Origin of the sequence: Mordavella massiliensis (genome assembly GCF_016902415.1) — a bacterium.
Taxonomy (GTDB): Bacteria; Bacillota; Clostridia; order Lachnospirales; family Lachnospiraceae; genus Merdimonas; species Merdimonas faecigallinarum.
Window position 1 is genome coordinate 1 of sequence record NZ_JACJLV010000002.1, and the last position, 20,614, is coordinate 20,614.

General features: G+C 50.5%; 21 protein-coding genes. 19 read left to right on the top strand and 2 right to left on the bottom strand.

Annotation, left to right across the window (positions count from 1 at the left end; all coding sequences use genetic code 11):
- The 3 genes from nrdR to H6A13_RS00670 all read left to right on the top strand — a co-directional run.
- A partial coding sequence (nrdR, locus tag H6A13_RS00660; RefSeq protein ID WP_207751817.1) for a transcriptional regulator NrdR occupies nt 1–417 on the top strand: 417 nt, incomplete at its 5' end.
- Nucleotides 418–441: 24 nt separating this feature from the next.
- On the top strand, nt 442–1,176 hold the full coding sequence (gene truA / locus H6A13_RS00665) for a tRNA pseudouridine(38-40) synthase TruA (RefSeq protein ID WP_204907692.1): 735 nt from the start codon (nt 442–444) through the stop codon (nt 1,174–1,176).
- A 52-nt stretch (nt 1,177–1,228) separates the two neighbouring features.
- Nucleotides 1,229–1,990, top strand: coding sequence for an exodeoxyribonuclease III (locus H6A13_RS00670; RefSeq protein ID WP_204907693.1), 762 nt, complete (start codon nt 1,229–1,231; stop codon nt 1,988–1,990).
- A 39-nt stretch (nt 1,991–2,029) separates the two neighbouring features.
- On the opposite strand, the gene H6A13_RS00675 is transcribed toward H6A13_RS00670, so the two are convergent.
- Nucleotides 2,030–2,764 (bottom strand): SDR family NAD(P)-dependent oxidoreductase, encoded by a 735-nt coding sequence (locus tag H6A13_RS00675; RefSeq protein WP_204907694.1) that lies wholly within the window; start codon nt 2,762–2,764, stop codon nt 2,030–2,032.
- Nucleotides 2,765–2,901: 137 nt separating this feature from the next.
- Here H6A13_RS00675 and H6A13_RS00680 point away from each other — a divergent pair, with 137 nt between their 5' ends.
- The 6 genes from H6A13_RS00680 (at nt 2,902) to H6A13_RS00705 (ending at nt 8,855) form a co-directional block, all read left to right on the top strand.
- Complete coding sequence (locus H6A13_RS00680; protein ID WP_204907695.1) at nt 2,902–3,438, top strand: HD domain-containing protein; 537 nt, start codon at nt 2,902–2,904, stop codon at nt 3,436–3,438.
- 137 nt (nt 3,439–3,575) lie between these two features.
- The gene (locus H6A13_RS00685) at nt 3,576–4,496 is read left to right on the top strand and encodes a DUF1848 domain-containing protein (RefSeq protein WP_204907696.1); all 921 of its coding nucleotides are present in this window, start codon (nt 3,576–3,578) and stop codon (nt 4,494–4,496) included.
- 118 nt (nt 4,497–4,614) lie between these two features.
- Nucleotides 4,615–4,884: an acylphosphatase gene (locus tag H6A13_RS00690; protein WP_204907697.1), complete on the top strand. Its 270-nt coding sequence runs from the start codon at nt 4,615–4,617 to the stop codon at nt 4,882–4,884.
- Between the two features lie 48 nt (nt 4,885–4,932).
- Nucleotides 4,933–5,523, top strand: a complete 591-nt coding sequence (locus H6A13_RS00695) for a TetR/AcrR family transcriptional regulator (protein WP_204907698.1) — start codon at nt 4,933–4,935, stop codon at nt 5,521–5,523.
- 80 nt (nt 5,524–5,603) lie between these two features.
- A complete protein-coding gene (locus H6A13_RS00700) occupies nt 5,604–6,296 on the top strand; it encodes an anaerobic ribonucleoside-triphosphate reductase activating protein (protein ID WP_204907699.1) in 693 nt (230 codons plus the stop codon).
- A gap of 168 nt (nt 6,297–6,464) precedes the next feature.
- The gene (locus tag H6A13_RS00705) at nt 6,465–8,855 is read left to right on the top strand and encodes a ribonucleoside triphosphate reductase (protein WP_204907700.1); all 2,391 of its coding nucleotides are present in this window, start codon (nt 6,465–6,467) and stop codon (nt 8,853–8,855) included.
- Between the two features lie 70 nt (nt 8,856–8,925).
- On the opposite strand, the gene H6A13_RS00710 is transcribed toward H6A13_RS00705, so the two are convergent.
- Entirely contained in the window at nt 8,926–9,567 is a 642-nt protein-coding gene (locus H6A13_RS00710) for a GntR family transcriptional regulator (RefSeq protein WP_204907701.1), read from the bottom strand.
- 196 nt (nt 9,568–9,763) lie between these two features.
- Here H6A13_RS00710 and proC point away from each other — a divergent pair, with 196 nt between their 5' ends.
- The 10 genes from proC (at nt 9,764) to H6A13_RS00760 (ending at nt 20,605) form a co-directional block, all read left to right on the top strand.
- The gene (proC, locus tag H6A13_RS00715) at nt 9,764–10,558 is read left to right on the top strand and encodes a pyrroline-5-carboxylate reductase (protein WP_204907702.1); all 795 of its coding nucleotides are present in this window, start codon (nt 9,764–9,766) and stop codon (nt 10,556–10,558) included.
- Between the two features lie 179 nt (nt 10,559–10,737).
- A complete protein-coding gene (locus H6A13_RS00720; protein WP_338042975.1) occupies nt 10,738–12,414 on the top strand; it encodes an aryl-sulfate sulfotransferase in 1,677 nt (558 codons plus the stop codon).
- 76 nt (nt 12,415–12,490) lie between these two features.
- Nucleotides 12,491–13,009 (top strand): peptidylprolyl isomerase, encoded by a 519-nt coding sequence (locus H6A13_RS00725; RefSeq protein WP_204907704.1) that lies wholly within the window; start codon nt 12,491–12,493, stop codon nt 13,007–13,009.
- Nucleotides 13,009–13,941, top strand: coding sequence for a DMT family transporter (locus tag H6A13_RS00730; RefSeq protein ID WP_204907705.1), 933 nt, complete (start codon nt 13,009–13,011; stop codon nt 13,939–13,941). Before H6A13_RS00725 ends, H6A13_RS00730 begins: the two co-directional genes overlap by 1 nt.
- A 53-nt stretch (nt 13,942–13,994) precedes the next feature.
- Nucleotides 13,995–14,846, top strand: coding sequence for an energy-coupling factor transporter ATPase (locus H6A13_RS00735; RefSeq protein ID WP_204907706.1), 852 nt, complete (start codon nt 13,995–13,997; stop codon nt 14,844–14,846).
- On the top strand, nt 14,831–15,685 hold the full coding sequence (locus tag H6A13_RS00740; RefSeq protein ID WP_204907707.1) for an energy-coupling factor transporter ATPase: 855 nt from the start codon (nt 14,831–14,833) through the stop codon (nt 15,683–15,685). Before H6A13_RS00735 ends, H6A13_RS00740 begins: the two co-directional genes overlap by 16 nt.
- Complete coding sequence (locus H6A13_RS00745) at nt 15,682–16,506, top strand: energy-coupling factor transporter transmembrane component T family protein (RefSeq protein ID WP_204907708.1); 825 nt, start codon at nt 15,682–15,684, stop codon at nt 16,504–16,506. Before H6A13_RS00740 ends, H6A13_RS00745 begins: the two co-directional genes overlap by 4 nt.
- 12 nt (nt 16,507–16,518) lie before the next feature.
- Complete coding sequence (gene truA / locus H6A13_RS00750) at nt 16,519–17,259, top strand: tRNA pseudouridine(38-40) synthase TruA (RefSeq protein ID WP_204907709.1); 741 nt, start codon at nt 16,519–16,521, stop codon at nt 17,257–17,259.
- A gap of 81 nt (nt 17,260–17,340) precedes the next feature.
- Nucleotides 17,341–19,323 (top strand): sodium-translocating pyrophosphatase, encoded by a 1,983-nt coding sequence (locus H6A13_RS00755; protein WP_204907710.1) that lies wholly within the window; start codon nt 17,341–17,343, stop codon nt 19,321–19,323.
- Between the two features lie 211 nt (nt 19,324–19,534).
- The gene (locus H6A13_RS00760) at nt 19,535–20,605 is read left to right on the top strand and encodes a CobW family GTP-binding protein (RefSeq protein WP_204907711.1); all 1,071 of its coding nucleotides are present in this window, start codon (nt 19,535–19,537) and stop codon (nt 20,603–20,605) included.
- Nucleotides 20,606–20,614: the final 9 nt, after the last annotated feature.

Here is a 20,614-nt window from a genome sequence, read left to right on the forward strand (position 1 = left end):
AGAGTGATTGATTCCAGACCTGCCGATGACGGCAGTTCCATCAGACGCCGCCGTTCCTGCGACGTGTGCGGCAAGAGATTTACGACCTATGAAAAAGTAGAGACGATCCCGATGATCGTCATTAAAAAAGACAGTACAAGAGAACAGTACCGCAGGGACAAGATTGAAAATGGCGTGCTGCGGGCATGTTATAAAAGACCGGTATCCGCAGAGGATATCCAGGCGGCGGTAGACCGGATTGAGACCAAGATATTCAGTATGGAGGCAAAAGAGATCCCCAGCAGCCAGATCGGTGAGATCGTAATGGAAGAGCTTAAGGGGCTGGACGAGGTGGCCTACGTCAGATTTGCATCGGTATACAGAGAGTTCAAAGATGTGAATACGTTTATGGACGAGTTGAAAAAAATACTGAAGTAAATGAAATTGGGTGAGATATCAAAGATGAGAACATACAAGTTAACCATTTCCTATGATGGCAGCAGATACCAGGGATGGCAGCGTCAGGCAACCACTGACAACACCATCCAGTTTGTGCTGGAATGGAGCATTGGAAAACTGGTGGGATACAGAGTGCACGTGGACGGCGCCGGGCGGACCGATGCGGGCGTGCATGCCAGAGGGCAGGTGGCAAGTGTGAAGCTGTCCAAGCTCTATGACACCAAAGAACTGAAGGATTCCCTGAACCGTTATCTGCCGGAGGATATCCGCATCGTTAAGGCGGAACTGGTAAAGAATGGATTCCACGCGAGAAAGAGCGCCAAAGGGAAGAAGTATGAATACTATATTGACTGCCGGGAAAAGCCGGATGTATTTTCCCGCAGACACTGCTATCATTATCCCCACAAGCTGGATATCGAGGCCATGCGAAATGCCGCGGATTATCTGATCGGGCCCAAGAACTTTACCAGCTTTACGGACGATAAGGACTGTAAAGATCCGGTCCGCCGGGTTACGAATATCAAGATCGTGCGCAACGGAGAAAAGGTACGGATCACTTATTACGGAACCGGATTTTTGTACCACATGGTCCGGATCATGACGGGAACGCTTCTGGAAGTCGGGACCGGGAAACGGGACGGCGCCATGCTTCCTGTGGTGATCGCGGCAGAGGACAGGAGCCTTGCCGGATTTCTTGCGCCGGCCAGGGGACTTTTCCTGCGTAAAGTATACTATTAAAGAGTGAAAGAAAACGGATTCGGATAAATGGCATGGATCCGGAGGAGGACCAATGAAGTTTGTTTCTTGGAATGTAAATGGACTGCGCGCCTGCGTGCAGAAGGGATTTCTGGAAGTGTTCCGGGAACTGGACGCAGATATTTTCTGTATCCAGGAGTCAAAGATGCAGGCAGGTCAGCTGGAGCTGGATACGCCCGGATATTTTCAGTACTGGAACTATGCGGAGCGCAAAGGATATTCCGGAACCGCCATCTTTACAAAAAAGGAACCGATGGACGTATCTTACGGCATCGGGATCGAAGAGCACGATAAAGAAGGGCGTGTGATCACGCTGGAATATGAAGATTTTTACTTTGTCACCGTCTATACGCCCAACTCCCAGAACGAGCTGGCAAGACTGCCGTATCGCATGGAGTGGGAGGATGCATTTCTTGCATATCTGAAGAAATTAGAAGAAAAGAAACCGGTAGTGTTCTGCGGAGACCTGAATGTGGCGCACCGGGAGATCGACCTGAAGAATCCAAAGACAAACCGGAAAAATGCAGGATTTACGGACGAAGAGAGAGGAAAATTTACCCGGCTTCTGGAGGCAGGGTTTATTGATACGTTCCGCTATTTCTATCCGGATGTGGAGGGGATCTACTCCTGGTGGTCCTACCGTTTCCGCGCAAGAGAAAAGAACGCCGGGTGGCGGATTGATTATTTTTGCGTGTCCGAAGGTCTCAAAGACCGTCTGATCGACGCAAAGATCCTGACAGATATCTATGGATCGGACCATTGTCCGGTTGTGCTGGAGATGAAAGAGGAGGCTTAAGTTAAGCCTCCTCTTTGTGATGATTTGGATTGTTATTGCTTAAAGAAATCCGCCGTCCATGCGGATGATCTGTCCGGTCAGATACAACGGGGACAGGGCGGTCTGATAGATTAGTTCGGCCGCTTCTTCGGGGGTCCCAAATCGTCCGGCAGGGATCTCCTGACAGAGGGCTTCTCTTTCTTCCGAAGAGAGCTGGGCGTTCATACGGGTGTCAATGACGCCAAGGGCAATGGCGTTGACCGGGATGCCGCTGGGCGCAAGCTCTTTGGCCAGGGCTTTGGTCAGTCCGTCCACGCCGGCCTTTGTGGCGGAATAAGCGGCTTCACAGGAAGCGCCTGCCGATCCCCACATGGAAGAGATGTTGATGATCCGTCCGGAATGTCTGGAAACCATGTAGGGAATGGCTTCCCGGCAGCAGTAGAAGACGGAAGACAGATTGGCAGAGAGGATCCCGTCCCACTGGGCATCCGTCATATCCATCAAAAGACCGATGTGCGAGATGCCGGCATTATTGATCAGGATATCGATGCCGCCGCAGATCTCACGGATTTCCTTGAAAATCTGCCGGATAGCCTGTGGATCGCCTGCATCGCCCGGCACCAGATGGCACGGCGCGCCGCAGGTATCCTGAATTTCCTTTTTTACCTCTGCAAGATCTGCAAGAGAAGATTTACAATTTAAAAACACACGGAAGCCGCGGGAAGCAAAGGCAAGAGCCGTACTTTTGCCAACGCCTCTGGAAGCTCCGGTGATCAGTACATTTTGCATGGACATACCAGGACTCCTGTTCTTTCGTTATTTGATAGCGGGAGACGGCCCGCCATAAGGATAGTAAGATTATACTCCGGAATCATTGCGAAGAAAAGTCCCAGGTGTTAAAATTTACTATGTAAAAGAGAAAGAGGTGCAGTATGATCGACAGAGCGATCGAGTTTGCGACAAAGGCCCATGCGGGCCAGTTCCGGAAAGGAACAAAGAGGCCCTATATCGTACATCCCATAGAGGTGGGGGATATCGTGTCTACCATGACTACGGATGAGGAAGTGATCAGCGCCGCCATTCTCCACGACACCATTGAGGACTGCTCCGGGGTCAGCCAGAGAATCCTGGCCCAGACATTTTCCGAGAGAGTGGCTTCCATGGTGGCGCAGGAAAGCGAGGACAAGTCCAGAACCTGGATGGAAAGAAAGACGGCTACGATCGAACACTTACGGACGGCGCCCCGGGAGGTCCAGATGATCGGTCTTGCAGACAAGCTGTCCAATATGCGGGACATTGACAGGGATTATCCCATTGCGGGCGAAGAACTGTGGAACCGCTTCCGCATGAAAGACAAAGAAACGATCGGCTGGTATTATAAAGGCGTCCGGGACGCGCTGAAGGATAGCTTTGCAGGCGTCGGAGCCTATGAGGAATACTGCAGGCTGATCCGGAAAAATTTCGGCTAGAGGGTCGGCGGATAGCAGGCCGATCCGGGAAAATCCGGTTAGAAGACCGGCGTACTGCAGGCCGATCCGGGGAAATCCAGTTTAAAGACTGGCGGGAAGACGCCGGAAAAACAGGAAGATAAAAGGAAACATGTAGGATGATTATCAGTGCAAGCAGGAGAACGGACATTCCGGCCAGATATCCGGAATGGTTCATAAATCGTTTAAGAGAAGGGGAAGTGCTGGTGCAAAACCCCTACAATCGAAAAAAGATACAGCGCATCACTCTTTCGCCGGATGTGGTGGACAGCATCGTATTCTGGAGCAAGAATCCAGAACCGATGCGCCCGTATCTGCGGGAAATTGACGAGATGGGATACCGGTACTATTTTCAGATGACCATCACAGATTATGGCCCCGATCTGGAGCCGGAAGCGCCGGATATCTCCGACGCGATGGCTACCTTCCTGCTGATGAGCGCACAACTGGGGAAAGAGCGGATGGACTGGAGGTTCGATCCCATACTCCTGACAGAAAAATACACAAAAGATTATCATCTGGAGAAATTTGAAATGATGTGCGAGTGGCTTCATCGGGCCACAACCCGCTGCATCGTAAGTTTCGTAGATGCATACCGGAACAGCCCGTTCCAGGAACTGGAGCAGGAAGAAATCGAAGAACTGGCGGAAGGCCTGGGAAAAATCGCCGGGAAATATCAGCTCCCATTATACAGCTGTGCGGAAAAACTGGATCTGAAACGGTTCGGGATCCGCCACGGCGCCTGCATTGACGGGGAAAAGATCCGGAAAATCGCAGGCTATAAACTGGATGCCAGAAAAGATCCGGGCCAGCGCAAAGAATGCCGGTGCATAGAGAGCATAGATATCGGTTCCTACGATACCTGCATCAACGGATGCGCTTACTGCTACGCAGTACACAGCCCGGCAAGCGCCAGAAAAAAATACGAACAACACGACCCGGCTTCGCCGTTATTGGTGGGCAGGCTGCGGGGCGACGAAACAATCACAGAAAAAGAAATACATTCGCTTAGAGATAATCAGCTGTCGCTGTTCGATTAATGGGGGACGGGGGATTTCCGGAAATCCCCCGTCCCCCATTTGCATTTATCCACATTTTCATATACAATAAAAATCAGATGTGGAGAAAAATGTGGAAAACGGAAAAAGGATAAATCACATGGAAGAAGTAAGAAAAAGAATGACTTTTTATGGCCGGGTGCAGGGAGTGGGATTTCGATATACTGCAAAGCATCTGGCCCACTCTCTCGGGCTGACAGGATGGGTAGAAAACGAGTATGACGGAACAGTCACGCTGGAAATTCAGGGTAGAGAGGCGTTGATCCATAAATTGATGGAGGGATTGAATCATAATCCATTTATTACCATAGATTGGATTGATACAAAGGATATTCCACTGGAGAACGAAAAAAGTTTTTATGTAAAATAATTGGGGACGGGGGATTTTCGAAAATCCCCCGTCCCCAAAGGAGGAACGATGGAAAAAAATGTGGAAAACAAAGATGTAAAAAGCAGAATTGCTGCAGCAGCATGGCGGCTGTTTTACGAAAAAGGATATAATGGGACTACAGTTGATGAAATTATCGAACTATCCGGGACATCGAAAGGTTCATTTTACTATTATTTCAATACGAAAGATGAACTCCTAAGTACGTTGTCTCTGATCCTGGACGATTATTATACAGAACTGGAAGAAACAATGGATCCGGACATGAATAGTTTTGAAAAATTATTGTATCTGAATTATAAGACACATTCTATGATGGAAGAAAAAATCAGCATTGATCTGCTTGCATCCTTGTATTCGACCCAGCTTGTTTCGCAGGGACAGAGAAATCTGCTGGATCATAACAGAAAATACTACAAACTTGTAGTAAAAATTGTGGAAGAAGGGCAGAAAAGAGGAGAATTATCTTCTGATATGAGCGCAAGTGAGATCACTAACTATTACTCAATGTGTGAAAGAGCTTTGGTAACAGACTGGTGTCTGAATCGTGGCACGTATTCTTTGGAGGAGCGAAGCAAAAAATACATGCCGGTCATGCTGGAACACTTTAAATGTGGATAAATGTGTGGATAAAATGTGGAAAAAAACGATTGGGGACGGGGGATTTCTGGAAATCCCCCGTCCCCAAAGGAGGAAGGTTTATGATCATTCAAGGGCTGCAAAAGCTGACGTTGCTGGATTTCCCGGGGAAGGTGGCCTGCACGGTTTTTACGGCGGGTTGTAATTTCCGGTGTCCTTTCTGCCATAACGCGCCGCTTGTGCTGGACACCCACCAGAACCCGGAAATCCCTCAGGAGGATATTTTTTCGTTTCTGCAGAAGAGACAGGGGGTTCTGGACGGTGTGTGTGTGACTGGCGGGGAACCGCTGATCCAGCACGGGATCGAGGAGTTTCTTGCGGGCATCAAGAGGCTTGGCTATCTGGTGAAGCTGGATACGAACGGGAGTTTTCCGGAGAAGCTGCGCAGGATCGTAGAAGAGGGACTGGCGGACTATGTGGCAATGGATATTAAGAATTCCCGCGAGCATTATGGGCGGACCATCGGGATTGAAGGCTATGACACCGGAAATGTGGAGCAGAGTGTTGCATATCTGATGGAAAGACACGTGCCCTATGAATTTCGTACTACGGTGGTGCAGGAGTACCACCAGCGTTCGGATTTTGAGGCGATCGGCCGGTGGATCCGCGGAGCGGACCGCTATTTTCTGCAGCAGTTTCAGGATTCGGGCGATCTGATCCAGCCCGGGCTCCACGCTTATAATGAAAATATTATGCGGCAGGCGCTGGACGTAGTGAAGGAATATGTTCCGGCGGCGGAAATCAGGGGCCTGTAAGAGGCGGTCAAGTATACGTTTTAAATTGAAAAACACTTTCCTGGAATAACAATATATTGTGAAAGGTACAAAAACTTAACACAATATATTGTTATTTTTTATTGACTTCTGAATGGCGGCGGTGGTATGATATAAGAACCGACGAAGATAGAAATGGAGGAAAGAGGAATGTACCAGGTAATGAAGCGCGACGGACAGGTCGCAAAATTTGATCTTTCAAAAATATGTGTCGCCATTGAGAAGGCGTTTAAAGCGCAGGAAAAGGATTATAACCAGGATATTATCGATCTGCTGGCTCTGAAAGTGACTGCGGATTTTGAGCCGAAGATCAAGGACGGGCTGATCCAGGTGGAGGATATCCAGGACAGTGTGGAAAATATCCTGATCAAGGCCGGATATGCCGACGTGGCGAAGGGCTACATCTTGTACCGCAAACAGCGGGAGAAGATCCGGAATCTGAAGTCCACCATGCTGGACTACAAAGAGATCGTGGACAGCTATGTCAAGGTGATGGACTGGCGTGTAAAGGAAAATTCCACGGTTACCTATTCTGTCGGCGGACTGATCCTCAGCAACTCCGGCGCCATTACGGCCAACTACTGGCTCTCCGAGATCTATGACGAAGAGATCGGCCAGGCACACCGCAACGCCGACATCCATATCCATGATCTGTCCATGCTGACCGGCTACTGTGCAGGCTGGTCCTTAAAGCAGCTGATCCAGGAAGGACTGGGCGGGATTCCGGGGAAAATCTCCTCCTCTCCGGCAAAGCATCTGAGCGTTCTGTGCAATCAGATGGTAAACTTCCTTGGAATCATGCAGAATGAGTGGGCCGGCGCCCAGGCATTTTCCTCCTTTGATACATACCTGGCTCCTTTCGTAAAAACAGACGGCCTGACCTACCCGGAAGTAAAGAAATGCATCGAGTCCTTTATTTACGGTGTGAACACACCATCCCGGTGGGGTACTCAGGCGCCGTTCTCCAATATTACCCTGGACTGGACGGTTCCGGCAGACCTGGCAAATCTCCCGGCCATCGTAGGCGGCAAAGAGATGGACTTCACCTACGGCGACTGCAAAAAAGAGATGGATATGGTCAACAAGGCATTTATCGAGATCATGATCGAAGGCGACGCCCACGGAAGAGGCTTCCAGTATCCGATCCCGACCTATTCCATTACCAGAGATTTTGACTGGTCCGATACAGAAAATAACCGTCTGCTCTTTGAGATGACGGCAAAATACGGCACACCATATTTCTCAAACTATATCAACAGCGACATGGAGCCCAGCGACGTGCGGAGCATGTGCTGCCGCCTGCGTCTGGATCTGCGGGAGCTGCGTAAGAAATCCGGCGGCTTCTTTGGCAGCGGCGAGAGTACCGGATCAGTAGGCGTGGTTACCATCAATATGCCAAGGATCGCCTACCAGTCAGAGAATGAAGAAATGTTTTTTGCCAGACTGGACCGGCTGATGGACATTTCCGCCCGTTCCCTGCATGTAAAACGTACGGTTATCACAAAGCTTCTGGATGAAGGGCTTTATCCGTATACCAAACGCTATCTGGGCACTTTTGAGAATCATTTCTCCACCATTGGACTGGTGGGCATGAATGAGGCCGGATTAAATGCGAAGTGGATCCGCAAGGATATGACGCATAAGGAAACCCAGGAATTTTCCCAGAAGGTGCTGAACCACATGCGGGAGCGCCTGTCCTCCTATCAGGAAGAGTACGGCGATCTCTACAATCTGGAGGCGACTCCTGCAGAGTCTACTGCTTACCGTTTTGCAAAGCACGACAGAGAACAGTTCCCGGATATTATCACTGCGGCAGAAGGAGACGGAACACCTTACTACACGAACAGCACACATCTGCCGGTGGGTTATACAGAAGATATCTTCGAAGCGCTGGATATCCAGGATGAATTGCAGACTCTCTATACATCCGGAACCGTATTCCATGCGTTCCTGGGAGAAAAGCTTCCAAGCTGGAAATCAGCGGCGGCCCTGGTGCGGAAGATTGCGGAAAATTACCGGCTTCCATATTACACCATGTCACCGACTTACTCGATCTGCAGAAACCATGGTTATCTGAACGGCGAACAGTATGTATGCCCGGAATGCGGAGAGACCACGGAAGTTTACAGCCGGATCACCGGTTACTATCGTCCGGTGCAGAACTGGAACGATGGAAAGGCTCAGGAATTTAAGGACCGTAAGGTTTATGACGTTGTTCATTCCAAATTCCATGGAAAAGCCTTTACAACCGGCGAAAAGACAGAGGGAGAAGCAGTCTGCGAAGCGGCGGACGGCGAAGAGCGCAATCTGTTGTTTACCACAAAGACCTGCCCAAACTGTGCGGTAGCAAAGCGGGCTCTGGAAGAGGCGGGGATCGCCTATAAAGTGATCGATGCTGAAAGCAATAAAGATCTGGTGAAAAAATATGGCGTTATGCAGGCGCCTACACTGGTGGCGGTAGGAGACGGTAAAGTCGAAAAGATGGCAAATGCATCCAATATCGCTCAGTACGCAAAAGAACATGGCGTACAGGTTTCTTAGAAACAGAGAAATAATAAAAAAGATCCCGGAAGAAGTCGAAAGACGCTTCCGGGATCTTTTGTTTTGCTGATTATTTCCGGCGGAGGGCGGAATCCCTTCCCAGCATGAAATGATCGTCCCGCAGGATCTCATAGGCATGTTCATAATCCCCTTTACGCATATAGCGGACCATCTTTTTCAGCCGCTCATTGGTCTGGGGGATCCGCATGCCGTGACGAACAGAATACTGGCCGATGCGGATCTGCTCGGAGAGGTTGTTTTCGTAGATCCGGTTGATGCGGTCGTTGTCCAGGATCCCGATGATCTCCATGTGCATGTCAGTGTCTGCGACCTCCCAGGCGTAAGGGTCGGAAGCGGCGGCGCACATCCGCACTACCTTCTCCTCGATCCGGTAGGAGTATTCTTCATGGCGCCCGGAGGTGAAGATCAGCTGAAATGCGGCGCCCTCCAGCAGTTCCCGGAGCTGATAGATGTCCCGGATATCCTTGTCCGTAATTTCTCTTACTGTGATAGACCGGTAATAATCCGAGACCAGAAGGCCTTCCGCCTGCAGCATCTGGATCGCTGCGCGGACGGGGCTGCGACTCATGCCAAGATCTTCTGTCAGCATGGCTTCTGTCAGGGACATGCCTGGAGCATAAGTCAGGTCCAGGATTCGGTTTTTGATCGTCTGATAGGCCTGTTCGGCCAGAGACGTTGTCTTTCTTGCCATATGATCACCCTAAATGTATACATAAAATTTATTTGTATACAAATTATAACGAGTTTTCAAGGATTGCGCAAGAGAAAAAAGTGAAAAAAAGAGTTGACTTCTAGTTATGGGAGTGTTATAGTCGCATTAGAAAGAATTGTATACAAATTATAAAAATGTATACATCACAAAAAACAAGAAAAGGATGGGGAAAACAATGAAATTAGGATTTATCGGAACAGGCAACATGGCATCTGCGATTATGGGCGGAATCATCAGCAACAACGTGATCCCGGCAGACGAGATCATCGGCGCTGATTTATTTGCACCGGGAAGAGAACGCGTGCAGAAGCAGTTTGGTATTCATGTAACCGACAGTAATATAGAAGTAGCACAGAAGGCGGAAGTGATCATTCTGTCCGTAAAACCGCAGTTTTACGCAGATGTGATCAAAGAGATCGCAGGAGAGATCAAGGATTCCCAGATCATCATCACGATCGCGCCGGGCAAGACTCTTGCATGGCTGGAAGAGCAGTTTGGAAAACAGGTGAAGATCGTTCGTACCATGCCGAATACTCCGGCTATGGTAGGAGCCGGGATGACAGCTGCAAGCCCCAACGCTTATCTGTCCGAAGAAGAGATTTCTTATGTAAAAACACTGCTGGAGAGCTTCAGCCGTGTTGAGATCATTCCGGAGCGCCTGATGGACGTAGTCGTTTCCACCAGCGGAAGCTCACCGGCCTATGTATTTATGATGATCGAAGCAATGGCAGACGCTGCCGTTTCCGGCGGAATGCCAAGACCGCAGGCTTATCAGTTCGCTGCACAGGCAGTTCTGGGAAGCGCCAAGATGGTGCTGGATACAGGAAAGCATCCTGGAGAACTCAAAGACATGGTATGCTCACCGGCCGGAACGACCATCGAAGCGGTACGCGTTCTGGAAGAGAGAGGTTTCAGAAGCGCCATCATCGAAGCGATGAAGGTTTGCGAGGAAATCTCCAAAAATATGTAATCAAAGATCATTGCCAAAAACACCCCGAAAGTTTTGTTTATGGATCCGGGCAGGACATATTGTGTCCTGCCCATTTTCGCGTAAATAACATGCAGATCGGAAAAAAATCATAAAATCTTCACACAGATTCCGGCTGTAGTTTGTTATAATAGAAAAAACGCCCGGAAAGGATGAAAGACGTGAAAAGAAAGATCATCACGATTGTCTGCGCGGTACTGGCCATTGCGATCGGAGGGATTGCAGCGGCAGAGGAGATAAAGGAAAGCCGCCAGGCAAAAGAAGAAAAACAACAGGAAGAGACGGCCAAAGAGGAGACTGCGGCAAATCCGGATGCAGAGGTAAAAAGCGGTCTTACAAAAGAGCAGGAAGAGATCCAGGAAAAGATCAAGGCAACCTATCAGGTGGACAATCAGCAGGCCATCGCGGACAGGCTGGAAGAGGAGAAGGCATCCGGAGAGTATACGGCAAGCGATATGCTGATCGAATATAATCCCTTTGGAACGAACACCCAGTCTCTCTACGTTTATTTTGAGACCGAAGAACCGGCGGCCATTTCTTACAATGTCCATGTCAGCGATTCTGATATCGGGGATTTCCGCAGAGACGTCTGGCAGGAAGAGGAGTATACGACAGAGCATGAATTTCAGATGATCGGCCTGATCCCGGATACGGACAATACCATTACTTTTTATATAACAGAAGAAGACGGATCCACCGATACCAAAGAAATCGTCTATGAGATGGGAAGCCTTCTGGGAGAAGAAGAAACGGTTCTGAAAACAAAAATGGACGGAGAGGAAGAGGAACTTTCCAATGGACTCTATGTGATCCTTGGCAATGACAGCGATGCTCTGGACTTTATGTACTATTATGACAATCAGGGCGTGCTGCGGGGCGAGGTGCCTGTCATCGGCTACCGGAGCCACAGGCTTTTGTTCCGGGATCAGTCCATGTACTATAGCATTTCCGAAACCCAGATGGCGCGGATGAATCCGCTGGGACAGATCACGGCGGTATATGATCTTGGAACTTATAAACTGCACCATGATTATGTCTTTGATGATAACGGAAATATGCTGATCCTTGCCACCGATACCACGCAGGACAGCGTGGAGGACATTATCCTTCGGCTGGATGTGAACAGCGGCGCGGTCAGCGAGGTACTGGATCTGGGAGACCTCTTTGGCAGGTTCAAAGAAGAACGGGTAAAGAATGACAGCGGGGAGCTGGACTGGATCCATATCAACACGATCCAGTGGATCGGAGACGGCTCGGTTCTGTTAAGTTCCAGGGAGACGTCCTCGATCATCAAGATCGACCATATCTATGACGGTCCGGCAGTGGCTTATATCATAGCAGAAAAAGCCGTATGGGCAGATACAGAGTATGAAAACCAGGTGCTTAGTAAAGAAGGCGATTTTACCATTCAGGGCGGCCAGCATTCCATCACCTATGTGGACGATCCTTCCCTTGCGGACGGCCAGTATTATCTGTATATGTTCAATAATAACATCGGCTACAGCGCCACCAGGCCGGATTTTGACTGGAGCGCCCTTGGACTGACAGAAACTTCCGCTACAGAAGGCGATACTTCCTATTATTACGAATATCTGGTGGATGAAAATACCGGAACATTTCAACTGACAGATTCCTTTGAACTTCCTTATTCCGGGTATTTCAGCAGCGTGCAGAACCTGGACGGCAATACCATTGCGGACTCCGGAACTGCGGGAACTTTTGGGGAATACGATGAAGACCACCATCTGATCGCCCAGTTTGAGATGCAGGTAGAAAAGTATATTTACCGGGTATACAAGTATGATTTTGACGGTTTTTATTTCCGGGCAGGCAAATAAAACACAATCTTTCCCTTTACGAAAGCAGAAGGATTCGTTACAATAAAGAGACCATTACGAAAAGGAGCAGATAAATATGGAAAATCCAGTTATTACAATTGAGATGGAAAATGGAGATGTGATCAAAGCGGAACTTTATCCGGAGATCGCGCCAAATACAGTGAACAATTTTATTTCTCTGGTGAACAAAGGGTTCTATGACGGCCTGATCTTTCACCGTGTGATCCGGGGCTTCATGATCCAGGGCGGATGCCCGCAGGGAATCGGCATCGGCGGACCGGGCTATCAGATCAAAGGAGAATTCCTGCAGAATGGATTTCCGAATTCTCTGGCACATACCAAGGGCGTGCTTTCCATGGCAAGAGCCATGCATCCGGATTCCGCAGGTTCTCAGTTCTTTATCATGCATGAAAATGCGCCCCATCTGGACGGCGCTTATGCGGCGTTTGGAAAAGTGATCGAGGGGCTGGACGTGGTAGACAAGATCGCCTGTGTGGACACCGACTATAACGACAAACCGCTGGAAGAGCAGAAAATGAAGAAGGTTACGGTGGATACCAAAGGGACAGACTATCCGGAGCCGGAAAAAGTATAATGGAACGGTTTTATCAGAATACGGCAGTCAGGACTTTCCTGGCACTGGTGTGCTGCGCCTTATGGGGCAGCGCATTTCCCTGCATAAAAATCGGCTATGAGATGCTGGAGATCCACGGGGAGGGCAGCGAGATCCTTTTTGCAGGATACCGGTTCTTCATGGCAGGAGTACTGGCTTATCTTGCAGCCTGCGCTGCCGGCCGGCAGCTGGTGAAAATGAAGAGGTCCTCCATACCATATGTCTTTGGACAGGGACTTTTGCAGACAACCGTACAGTATGTCTGCTTTTATATCGGCCTTGCCTATACGACCGGAGCCAAGGGATCGGTCATCAACGGATCCAATGCCTTCTTTTCCATCATTGCAGCCCATTTTCTTTTGAAGGATGAGAAACTGACCTGGAAGAAGATCGCAGGCTGCCTGATCGGCTTCGCAGGAGTCGTTGTGATCAATCTGTCTCCGGGCGGGATGGGGGACGGTTTCCGTCTGGCCGGAGAGGGGCTGATCCTCGTATGTGCCTGTGCCTACGGCATCAGTTCTGTCACGCTGAAAATGATAGAAGACAGGGAGTCGCCCATGACCATCACTGCCTTCCAGCTGCTGATGGGCGGCGCAGTGCTGATCCTGATCGGCCTTGCGGCAGGAGGAAGGATCGGACGGATCACGCCTGCGGGGCTGGCGCTTCTTTTGTATATGGCGCTGCTCTCAACGGTGTCCTTTATCCTGTGGGCAGAACTTCTGAAATACAATCCGGTAGGAAAGGTGGCTATTTTCGGGTTCAGCATCCCGGTGTTCGGGGTCGTGCTGTCAGCCATCTTTTTAGAGGAACAGGTTTTCCGGTTCCAGAACCTTATGGCCCTTTTGCTGGTCAGCCTGGGAATCTTTCTGGTCAACATGGTTCCTTCCGGGAAAGCGGCGGATGACGCGTGTTAAGAGGCAGGAACGGCTGATAAAAAGGGAGGCAGAAACGATTGGAGACTAGATCCATGGATATTATAAAGACAGAACATCTGGTATATGAATATGAAAAAAGAGACGAAGAAGGCAATGTGATCGGCGTATCCAGGGCCATAGACGGCGTGGATGTGGACGTGACGCCCGGACAGTTCGTGGCGGTTCTCGGCCACAACGGATCCGGGAAATCTACATTTGCCAAACATCTGAATGCGATCCTGGTGCCGACCGAAGGGACGGTCTGGGTGGATGGGAAAAATACCAGAGATCCCGGAGAACTTCTGCCTGTGCGGCAGACGGCAGGCATGGTCTTTCAGAATCCGGATAACCAGATCATCGGAACCGTGGTGGAAGAAGATGTGGGATTTGGGCCGGAAAATCTCGGCGTGCCCACGGAGGATATCTGGAAACGCGTGGAAGAAAGCCTGAAAGCCGTGGGGATGCTGGAGTACCGGCATCATTCCCCCAACAAGCTTTCCGGAGGACAGAAGCAGCGGGTGGCGATCGCAGGCGTGGTGGCCATGGAACCCAAGTGTATTGTGCTGGACGAGCCCACGGCCATGCTGGATCCTTCCGGCAGAAAAGAAGTGTTGCGAACGCTCAAAAAACTGCGGGAAAAGAAGAAGGTCACGGTGATCCTGATCACCCATTATATGGAAGAAGTGATCGACGCGGACAAGATCTATGTGATGGATCACGGCCATGTGGTGATGGAGGGGACGCCCCGGGAGATTTTCTCACAGGTGGACACCCTGAAAAAGTACCGGCTGGATGTTCCCCAGGTAACCATCCTGGCGGACGAACTGAAAAAGAGGGGGCTTGAGATCCCGGATGGGATCTTAAGGAAAGAAGAATTGGTGGAGGCGCTATGTCGATTAAATTAGACCATATCAATTATGTTTACAGCGAAGGCACGGCATATGAAAAGCATGCCTTAAAAGATGTCTGCCTGGAGATCCCCCATGGAGAGTTTGTGGGGATCATCGGGCACACCGGTTCCGGGAAGTCGACGCTGATCCAGCATCTGAACGGGCTTTTGAAAGCCAGCAGCGGAGCCCTCTACTATAACGGGAGAAACATTTACGAAGAGGGATATCCCATGAAGGAGCTGCGGACGCAGGTGGGACTGGTGTTCCAGTATCCGGAGTATCAGCTTTTTGAGGTGGATGTGCTGACTGATGTGTGCTTCGGGCCGAAAAATCAGGGACTTTCACCGGAAGAATGTAAGGAGCGCGCGCTGGAGGCGCTGAAACTGGTGGGATTAAAAGAGAAATATTATCAGGTCTCGCCCTTTGAACTTTCCGGCGGGCAGAAGCGAAGAGCCGCCATTGCCGGCGTTCTTGCCATGCGGCCGAAAGTGCTGGTACTAGATGAGCCGACGGCAGGGCTGGACCCCAAAGGAAGAGACGATATCCTGGACCAGATCGCATATCTTCATAAAGTCAGCGATATGACCGTGATCCTGGTGTCCCACAGTATGGAGGACATTGCGAAATACGCGGACCGGATCATTGTGATGGATCATGGACAGGTAAAATATAACGACACCCCAAGAGCGGTATTTGCCCATTATCTGGAACTGGAAAAAATCGGCCTTGCGGCGCCCCAGGTGACCTATATCATGCATGATCTGAGGGAACACGGCCTTGCGGTGGATCCCCGGGTGACCACTGTAAAGGAAGCGGCAGATGAGATCATGAGAGCATTGGAGAAGAGGAAATGATTCGAGACATTACGATTGGACAATATTATCCCGCAAAGAGTCTTCTGCACAGGCTGGACCCAAGAGTGAAACTGGTGTCCACCCTCCTGTACCTGATCTCTTTATTTCTGTTTAAAAGCATTTCCGGGTACCTGGTCGCCACCATCTTTCTGGTCAGCATCATCCGGCTGTCCAAAGTGCCTTTGTCGTATATCGTAAAAGGGCTGAAACCGATCGTGATGCTTCTGATGATCACGGTGCTTTTCAACCTGTTTCTGACAAGAGAGGGCGAGGTGCTGGTCCATGTCTGGATCTTCACAGTAACGGAAGGCGGTCTTCGGACGGCGGTGTTTATGGCGATCCGGCTGATCTACCTGATCATCGGTTCCTCGCTTATGACCTTTACCACCACGCCCAATGAACTGACAGACGGACTGGAGGAGCTTCTGAAGCCGTTGTCAAAACTGCGGGTGCCGGTGCATGAGGTGGCTATGATGATGTCGATCGCGCTCCGGTTTATCCCCATCCTTCTGGAAGAGACGGATAAGATCATGAAAGCGCAGATTGCAAGAGGCGCAGACCTGGAAAGCGGCAATATGATCCAGCGGGCCAGAAATATGATCCCGATCCTGGTGCCTTTGTTTGTGTCGGCATTCCGCCGGGCCAATGATCTTGCCATGGCCATGGAAGCGCGGTGCTATCACGGAGGAGAGGGACGGACCAAAATGAAGCCGCTCCATTACCGCGGCAGGGATTATGTCACCTATGTGGTCGTGATCTGTTACGTAGTGGCGGTATTTGTGATCGGGCGGTATCTGCCCCTTCATGTGTGGATCTTTTAGCGTGGAGATACTATGAAAAGAATCAGACTGACGGTGGCCTATGACGGCACCGATTACTGCGGCTGGCAGATCCAGCCGAACGGCATTACAATTGAAGAAATGCTAAACCGGGCGATCAGGAACCTTACCGGGGAAGAGATCCGGGTGATTGGCGCAAGCCGTACAGATTCCGGCGTTCACGCCCTGGGAAATGTGGCGGTGTTTGACACAGAGTCTGCCATCCCGCCGGAGCGGATGAGTTATGCGTTAAACCAGAGGCTGCCGGGGGATATTGTGGTGGTCCGTTCAGAAGAAGTGGCGCCGGACTGGCATCCCAGGTATCAGGATCATATCCGGAAAACCTACGAATATCACATTTACAATGGGGAAGCGCCCAATCCTCTGCGTAAGAGATATTCGGCGTATCTTTCCTATCCCCTGGACATTGAACGCATGCGGGAGGGAGCCGCTTATCTTGTCGGCGAGCATGATTTTGCCAGCTTCTGCTGTGTGAGAAGCCAGGTGGAACATACGGTCCGCACCATAGAGGAACTGACCATTACCCGGGAAGGCCCGGAGATCGTGATCCGTGTCAGCGGGAACGGCTTTCTTTATAACATGGTGCGCATCATTGCGGGAACGCTGATCCGGGTCGGAAGAGGATTTTACGGACCGGAGAAATTAAAAGAGATCCTGGAAGAAAAGAAGCGGACGAATGCGGGGGTGACGGCCCCGCCGGAAGGCCTGGTTTTAACAGAGATTTTATATTTCTGACAAAAAAGGGTATACAAATGCCCATCAAATGGGCTAAGATAGAACTAACAAGCAAAACAAGTCAATGGGAGGAAAAAGAAAATGCAAATGTTTATGAACATTGTTCCGGCTCTGGGAGTGTTGGGACTTTTGTTTGCCGCGTATCTGGCGGCAAAGGTCTCCAGACAGGAACCCGGAACAGACCGGATGAAAGAGATTTCATCCGCCATCAGTGAAGGCGCAAGAGCATTTCTGTTTTCAGAGTACAAGATCCTGGTGATCTTTGTGGCCGTGCTCTTTGTGCTGATCGGTATCGGCATCGGGAACTGGGTAACAGCCGTCTGCTTTGTGGTGGGAGCTTTATTTTCCACACTGGCAGGATACTGCGGAATGACCGTTGCCACCAAAGCAAATGTGCGGACTGCCAATGCGGCAAGACTGCAGGGTATGAATAAGGCGTTGTCCATCGCATTCTCCGGCGGAGCCGTTATGGGAATGTGCGTGGCCGGCTTTGGCGTGCTTGGCGTCAGCGGCGTTTATCTGCTGACAGGAAACGTGGATGTATTGTCCGGTTTCAGCCTGGGCGCTTCATCCATCGCTCTGTTTGCCCGTGTGGGAGGCGGAATCTATACAAAAGCCGCCGATGTGGGCGCCGACCTTGTCGGAAAGGTCGAGGCAGGTATTCCGGAGGACGATCCGAGAAACCCGGCTGTTATTGCTGATAACGTAGGAGATAATGTAGGCGACGTCGCCGGTATGGGCGCCGACCTGTTTGAATCCTATGTAGGAGCCCTGGTTTCCGCACTGACTCTTGGAATCGCGTATTATGAAGTTGCAGGAGCTGCTTATCCGCTGATCGTTGCAGGACTTGGATTGATCGCTTCCATTCTGGCAACCTTCTTTGTCCGCGGGGATGAAAAATCCAATCCGCATAAAGCATTGAAGATGGGATCTTATGTGTCCGCAGTCATTGTACTGGTAGTATCCGTACTTTTCAGCAAGATGTGCTTTGGAGATTACAATGCAGCCATCGCCGTGATCGCCGGCCTGGTAGTAGGTCTGATCATTGGTATTGTTACAGAAGTATATACATCCGGAGACTATAAGTCTGTGAAAGAGATTGCAGAACAGTCCGAGACCGGAGCCGCAACCACCATCATCAGCGGTATCGCGGTAGGTATGAAGTCTACGGCAGTTCCGATCATCCTGATCTGTCTGGGTATCTTCGCAGCCTTCCAGTTCTGCGGTCTTTACGGAATCGCTCTGGCAGCGGTAGGAATGCTTTCCACCACAGCCATTACCGTAGCGGTAGACGCATACGGACCAGTAGCCGACAATGCAGGCGGTATCGCCGAGATGTCCGGTCTGGAGCCGGAAGTACGTAAGATCACAGATAAGCTGGATGCAGTAGGAAACACCACAGCGGCTATGGGAAAAGGTTTTGCCATCGGTTCCGCGGCCCTGACAGCGCTGGCACTGTTTGTATCCTATGCAGAGGCGGTAAAACTGGAGAAGATTGACCTTCTGGACAGCCGTGTCATCATCGGTATCCTGCTGGGAGGCATGCTTCCGTTCCTGTTCTCCGCCATGACCATGCAGTCTGTATCCAAGGCGGCTTATCAGATGATCGAAGAAGTAAGAAGACAGTTTAAGAGCATACCTGGCATTATGGAAGGTACAGCAAAGCCGGATTACAAGTCCTGTGTTGCCATTTCCACGACAGCGGCCTTAAAGGAAATGCTGGTACCCGGCATCATGGCAGTCGCAGCGCCGGTACTGGTAGGTGTACTGCTTGGAACAGCGGCCCTTGGAGGACTGCAGGCAGGAGCCCTGACCACCGGTGTGATGATGGCGATCTTTATGGCCAACTCCGGAGGCGCGTGGGACAATGCGAAAAAATACATTGAAGACGGCAACCACGGCGGAAAAGGAAGCGAAGCCCACAAGGCATCGGTTGTAGGCGATACCGTAGGAGATCCGTTCAAGGATACTTCCGGACCGTCCATCAACATCCTGATCAAACTGATGACCATCGTGTCACTGGTATTTGCACCGCTCTTCCTTTCCGTAGGAGGAATCTTATAAGAAAAGACGGACAAAAGGCGCACACAGAAGTGTGCGTCTTTTTTTATGAGTGATCGGGGACGGGGGATTTTCAGAAATCCCCCGTCCCCGATCGATGAGCCAATTGCTGAAAGGGAAAAACTGGAATCAGCTGATATTTTGTGTTAAGATAGACTGCGAGATAACTGGAGTTTGATTCATAAAAATGATAGAAGAAAAGAGGCTGAGCAACATGACAAAAGTAGACATTATTTCAGGGTTCCTTGGCGCGGGAAAGACCACCTTCATCAAGCAGATGATCGATCAGGTGTTTCAGGGCCAGAAGCTGGTGCTGATCGAGAATGAATTTGGTGAGATCGGGATTGACGGTGGGTTTCTAAAAGATGCCGGGATCGAGATCACGGAAATGAATTCGGGCTGCATCTGCTGTACACTGGTGGGAGATTTCAGCATTGCTCTGAAAAAGGTTCTGGACGAGTATACGCCGGACCGGGTGCTGATCGAACCCTCCGGAGTCGGAAAACTCTCCGATATCGTGCGCGCGGTGGAAGCAGTGAAAAAGGATGCGCCGATCGAGATTGAAGGCCGGATTGCCGTGGTGGATGGGAAAAAGGCAAAAATGTACCTGAAAAATTTCGGGGAATTTTATAAAGACCAGGTGGCAAGCGCTTCTACGATCGTCATCAGCCGGACGCAGATGATGAAGCCGGAAGCCGTGGAAGAGTGCGTTTCCCTCCTGCGCGGGGAGAACGATCAGGCGGCGATCATCACCACGCCATGGGAGCAGCTTGACGCAGATGCCATCCGCCGCGCTCTGGAACATAAGACCGGCATGGAAGATCTGCTGGAAGATGTACACGATCATGAGCACTGCCATCATGACCATGAACACCACGACCATGAGCACCATGATCATGAACATTGCTGTCATGACCATGAACACCACGATCATGAGCACTGCCATCACGACCATGAGCACCATGATCATGAACACTGCTGTCATGACCATCATCATCACCATGCGGACGAGATTTTTACCAGCTGGGGTAGAGAAACTGCCCATCAGTACACAGAAGAAGAACTGGAGAAGATCCTGCAGACACTGTCCGGAGAAACCGGCTGCGGCACGGTACTCCGGGCCAAAGGAATCCTCTGTATGGCGGACGGTACCTGGAAGCAATTTGACCTGGTGCCTGGAGAGTATGAGGTGCGGGAAGGCCGGGCGGATTACACCGGACGCCTGTGCGTGATCGGAACCGATCTGGCACAAGATCAGCTGGCAGAGCTGTTTCATCTTGTCTGATCGGACAAA

Bases quoted from the DNA above. Each gene is read 5' to 3' on its own strand.
- H6A13_RS00710 (WP_204907701.1), bottom strand. From the start codon at position 9,567: ATGGCAAGAAAGACAACGTCTCTGGCCGAACAGGCCTATCAGACGATC.
- H6A13_RS00695 (WP_204907698.1), top strand. From the start codon at position 4,933: ATGGAAAAAAATGTGGAAAACAAAGATGTAAAAAGCAGAATTGCTGCA.
- H6A13_RS00760 (WP_204907711.1), top strand. From the start codon at position 19,535: ATGACAAAAGTAGACATTATTTCAGGGTTCCTTGGCGCGGGAAAGACC.
- H6A13_RS00670 (WP_204907693.1), top strand. From the start codon at position 1,229: ATGAAGTTTGTTTCTTGGAATGTAAATGGACTGCGCGCCTGCGTGCAG.
- H6A13_RS00680 (WP_204907695.1), top strand. From the start codon at position 2,902: ATGATCGACAGAGCGATCGAGTTTGCGACAAAGGCCCATGCGGGCCAG.
- H6A13_RS00700 (WP_204907699.1), top strand. From the start codon at position 5,604: ATGATCATTCAAGGGCTGCAAAAGCTGACGTTGCTGGATTTCCCGGGG.
- H6A13_RS00725 (WP_204907704.1), top strand. From the start codon at position 12,491: ATGGAAAATCCAGTTATTACAATTGAGATGGAAAATGGAGATGTGATC.
- H6A13_RS00685 (WP_204907696.1), top strand. From the start codon at position 3,576: ATGATTATCAGTGCAAGCAGGAGAACGGACATTCCGGCCAGATATCCG.
- H6A13_RS00735 (WP_204907706.1), top strand. From the start codon at position 13,995: ATGGATATTATAAAGACAGAACATCTGGTATATGAATATGAAAAAAGA.
- H6A13_RS00745 (WP_204907708.1), top strand. From the start codon at position 15,682: ATGATTCGAGACATTACGATTGGACAATATTATCCCGCAAAGAGTCTT.
- H6A13_RS00755 (WP_204907710.1), top strand. From the start codon at position 17,341: ATGCAAATGTTTATGAACATTGTTCCGGCTCTGGGAGTGTTGGGACTT.
- H6A13_RS00740 (WP_204907707.1), top strand. From the start codon at position 14,831: ATGTCGATTAAATTAGACCATATCAATTATGTTTACAGCGAAGGCACG.
- H6A13_RS00675 (WP_204907694.1), bottom strand. From the start codon at position 2,764: ATGTCCATGCAAAATGTACTGATCACCGGAGCTTCCAGAGGCGTTGGC.
- truA (WP_204907709.1), top strand. From the start codon at position 16,519: ATGAAAAGAATCAGACTGACGGTGGCCTATGACGGCACCGATTACTGC.
- proC (WP_204907702.1), top strand. From the start codon at position 9,764: ATGAAATTAGGATTTATCGGAACAGGCAACATGGCATCTGCGATTATG.
- H6A13_RS00730 (WP_204907705.1), top strand. From the start codon at position 13,009: ATGGAACGGTTTTATCAGAATACGGCAGTCAGGACTTTCCTGGCACTG.
- H6A13_RS00690 (WP_204907697.1), top strand. From the start codon at position 4,615: ATGGAAGAAGTAAGAAAAAGAATGACTTTTTATGGCCGGGTGCAGGGA.
- H6A13_RS00705 (WP_204907700.1), top strand. From the start codon at position 6,465: ATGTACCAGGTAATGAAGCGCGACGGACAGGTCGCAAAATTTGATCTT.
- truA (WP_204907692.1), top strand. From the start codon at position 442: ATGAGAACATACAAGTTAACCATTTCCTATGATGGCAGCAGATACCAG.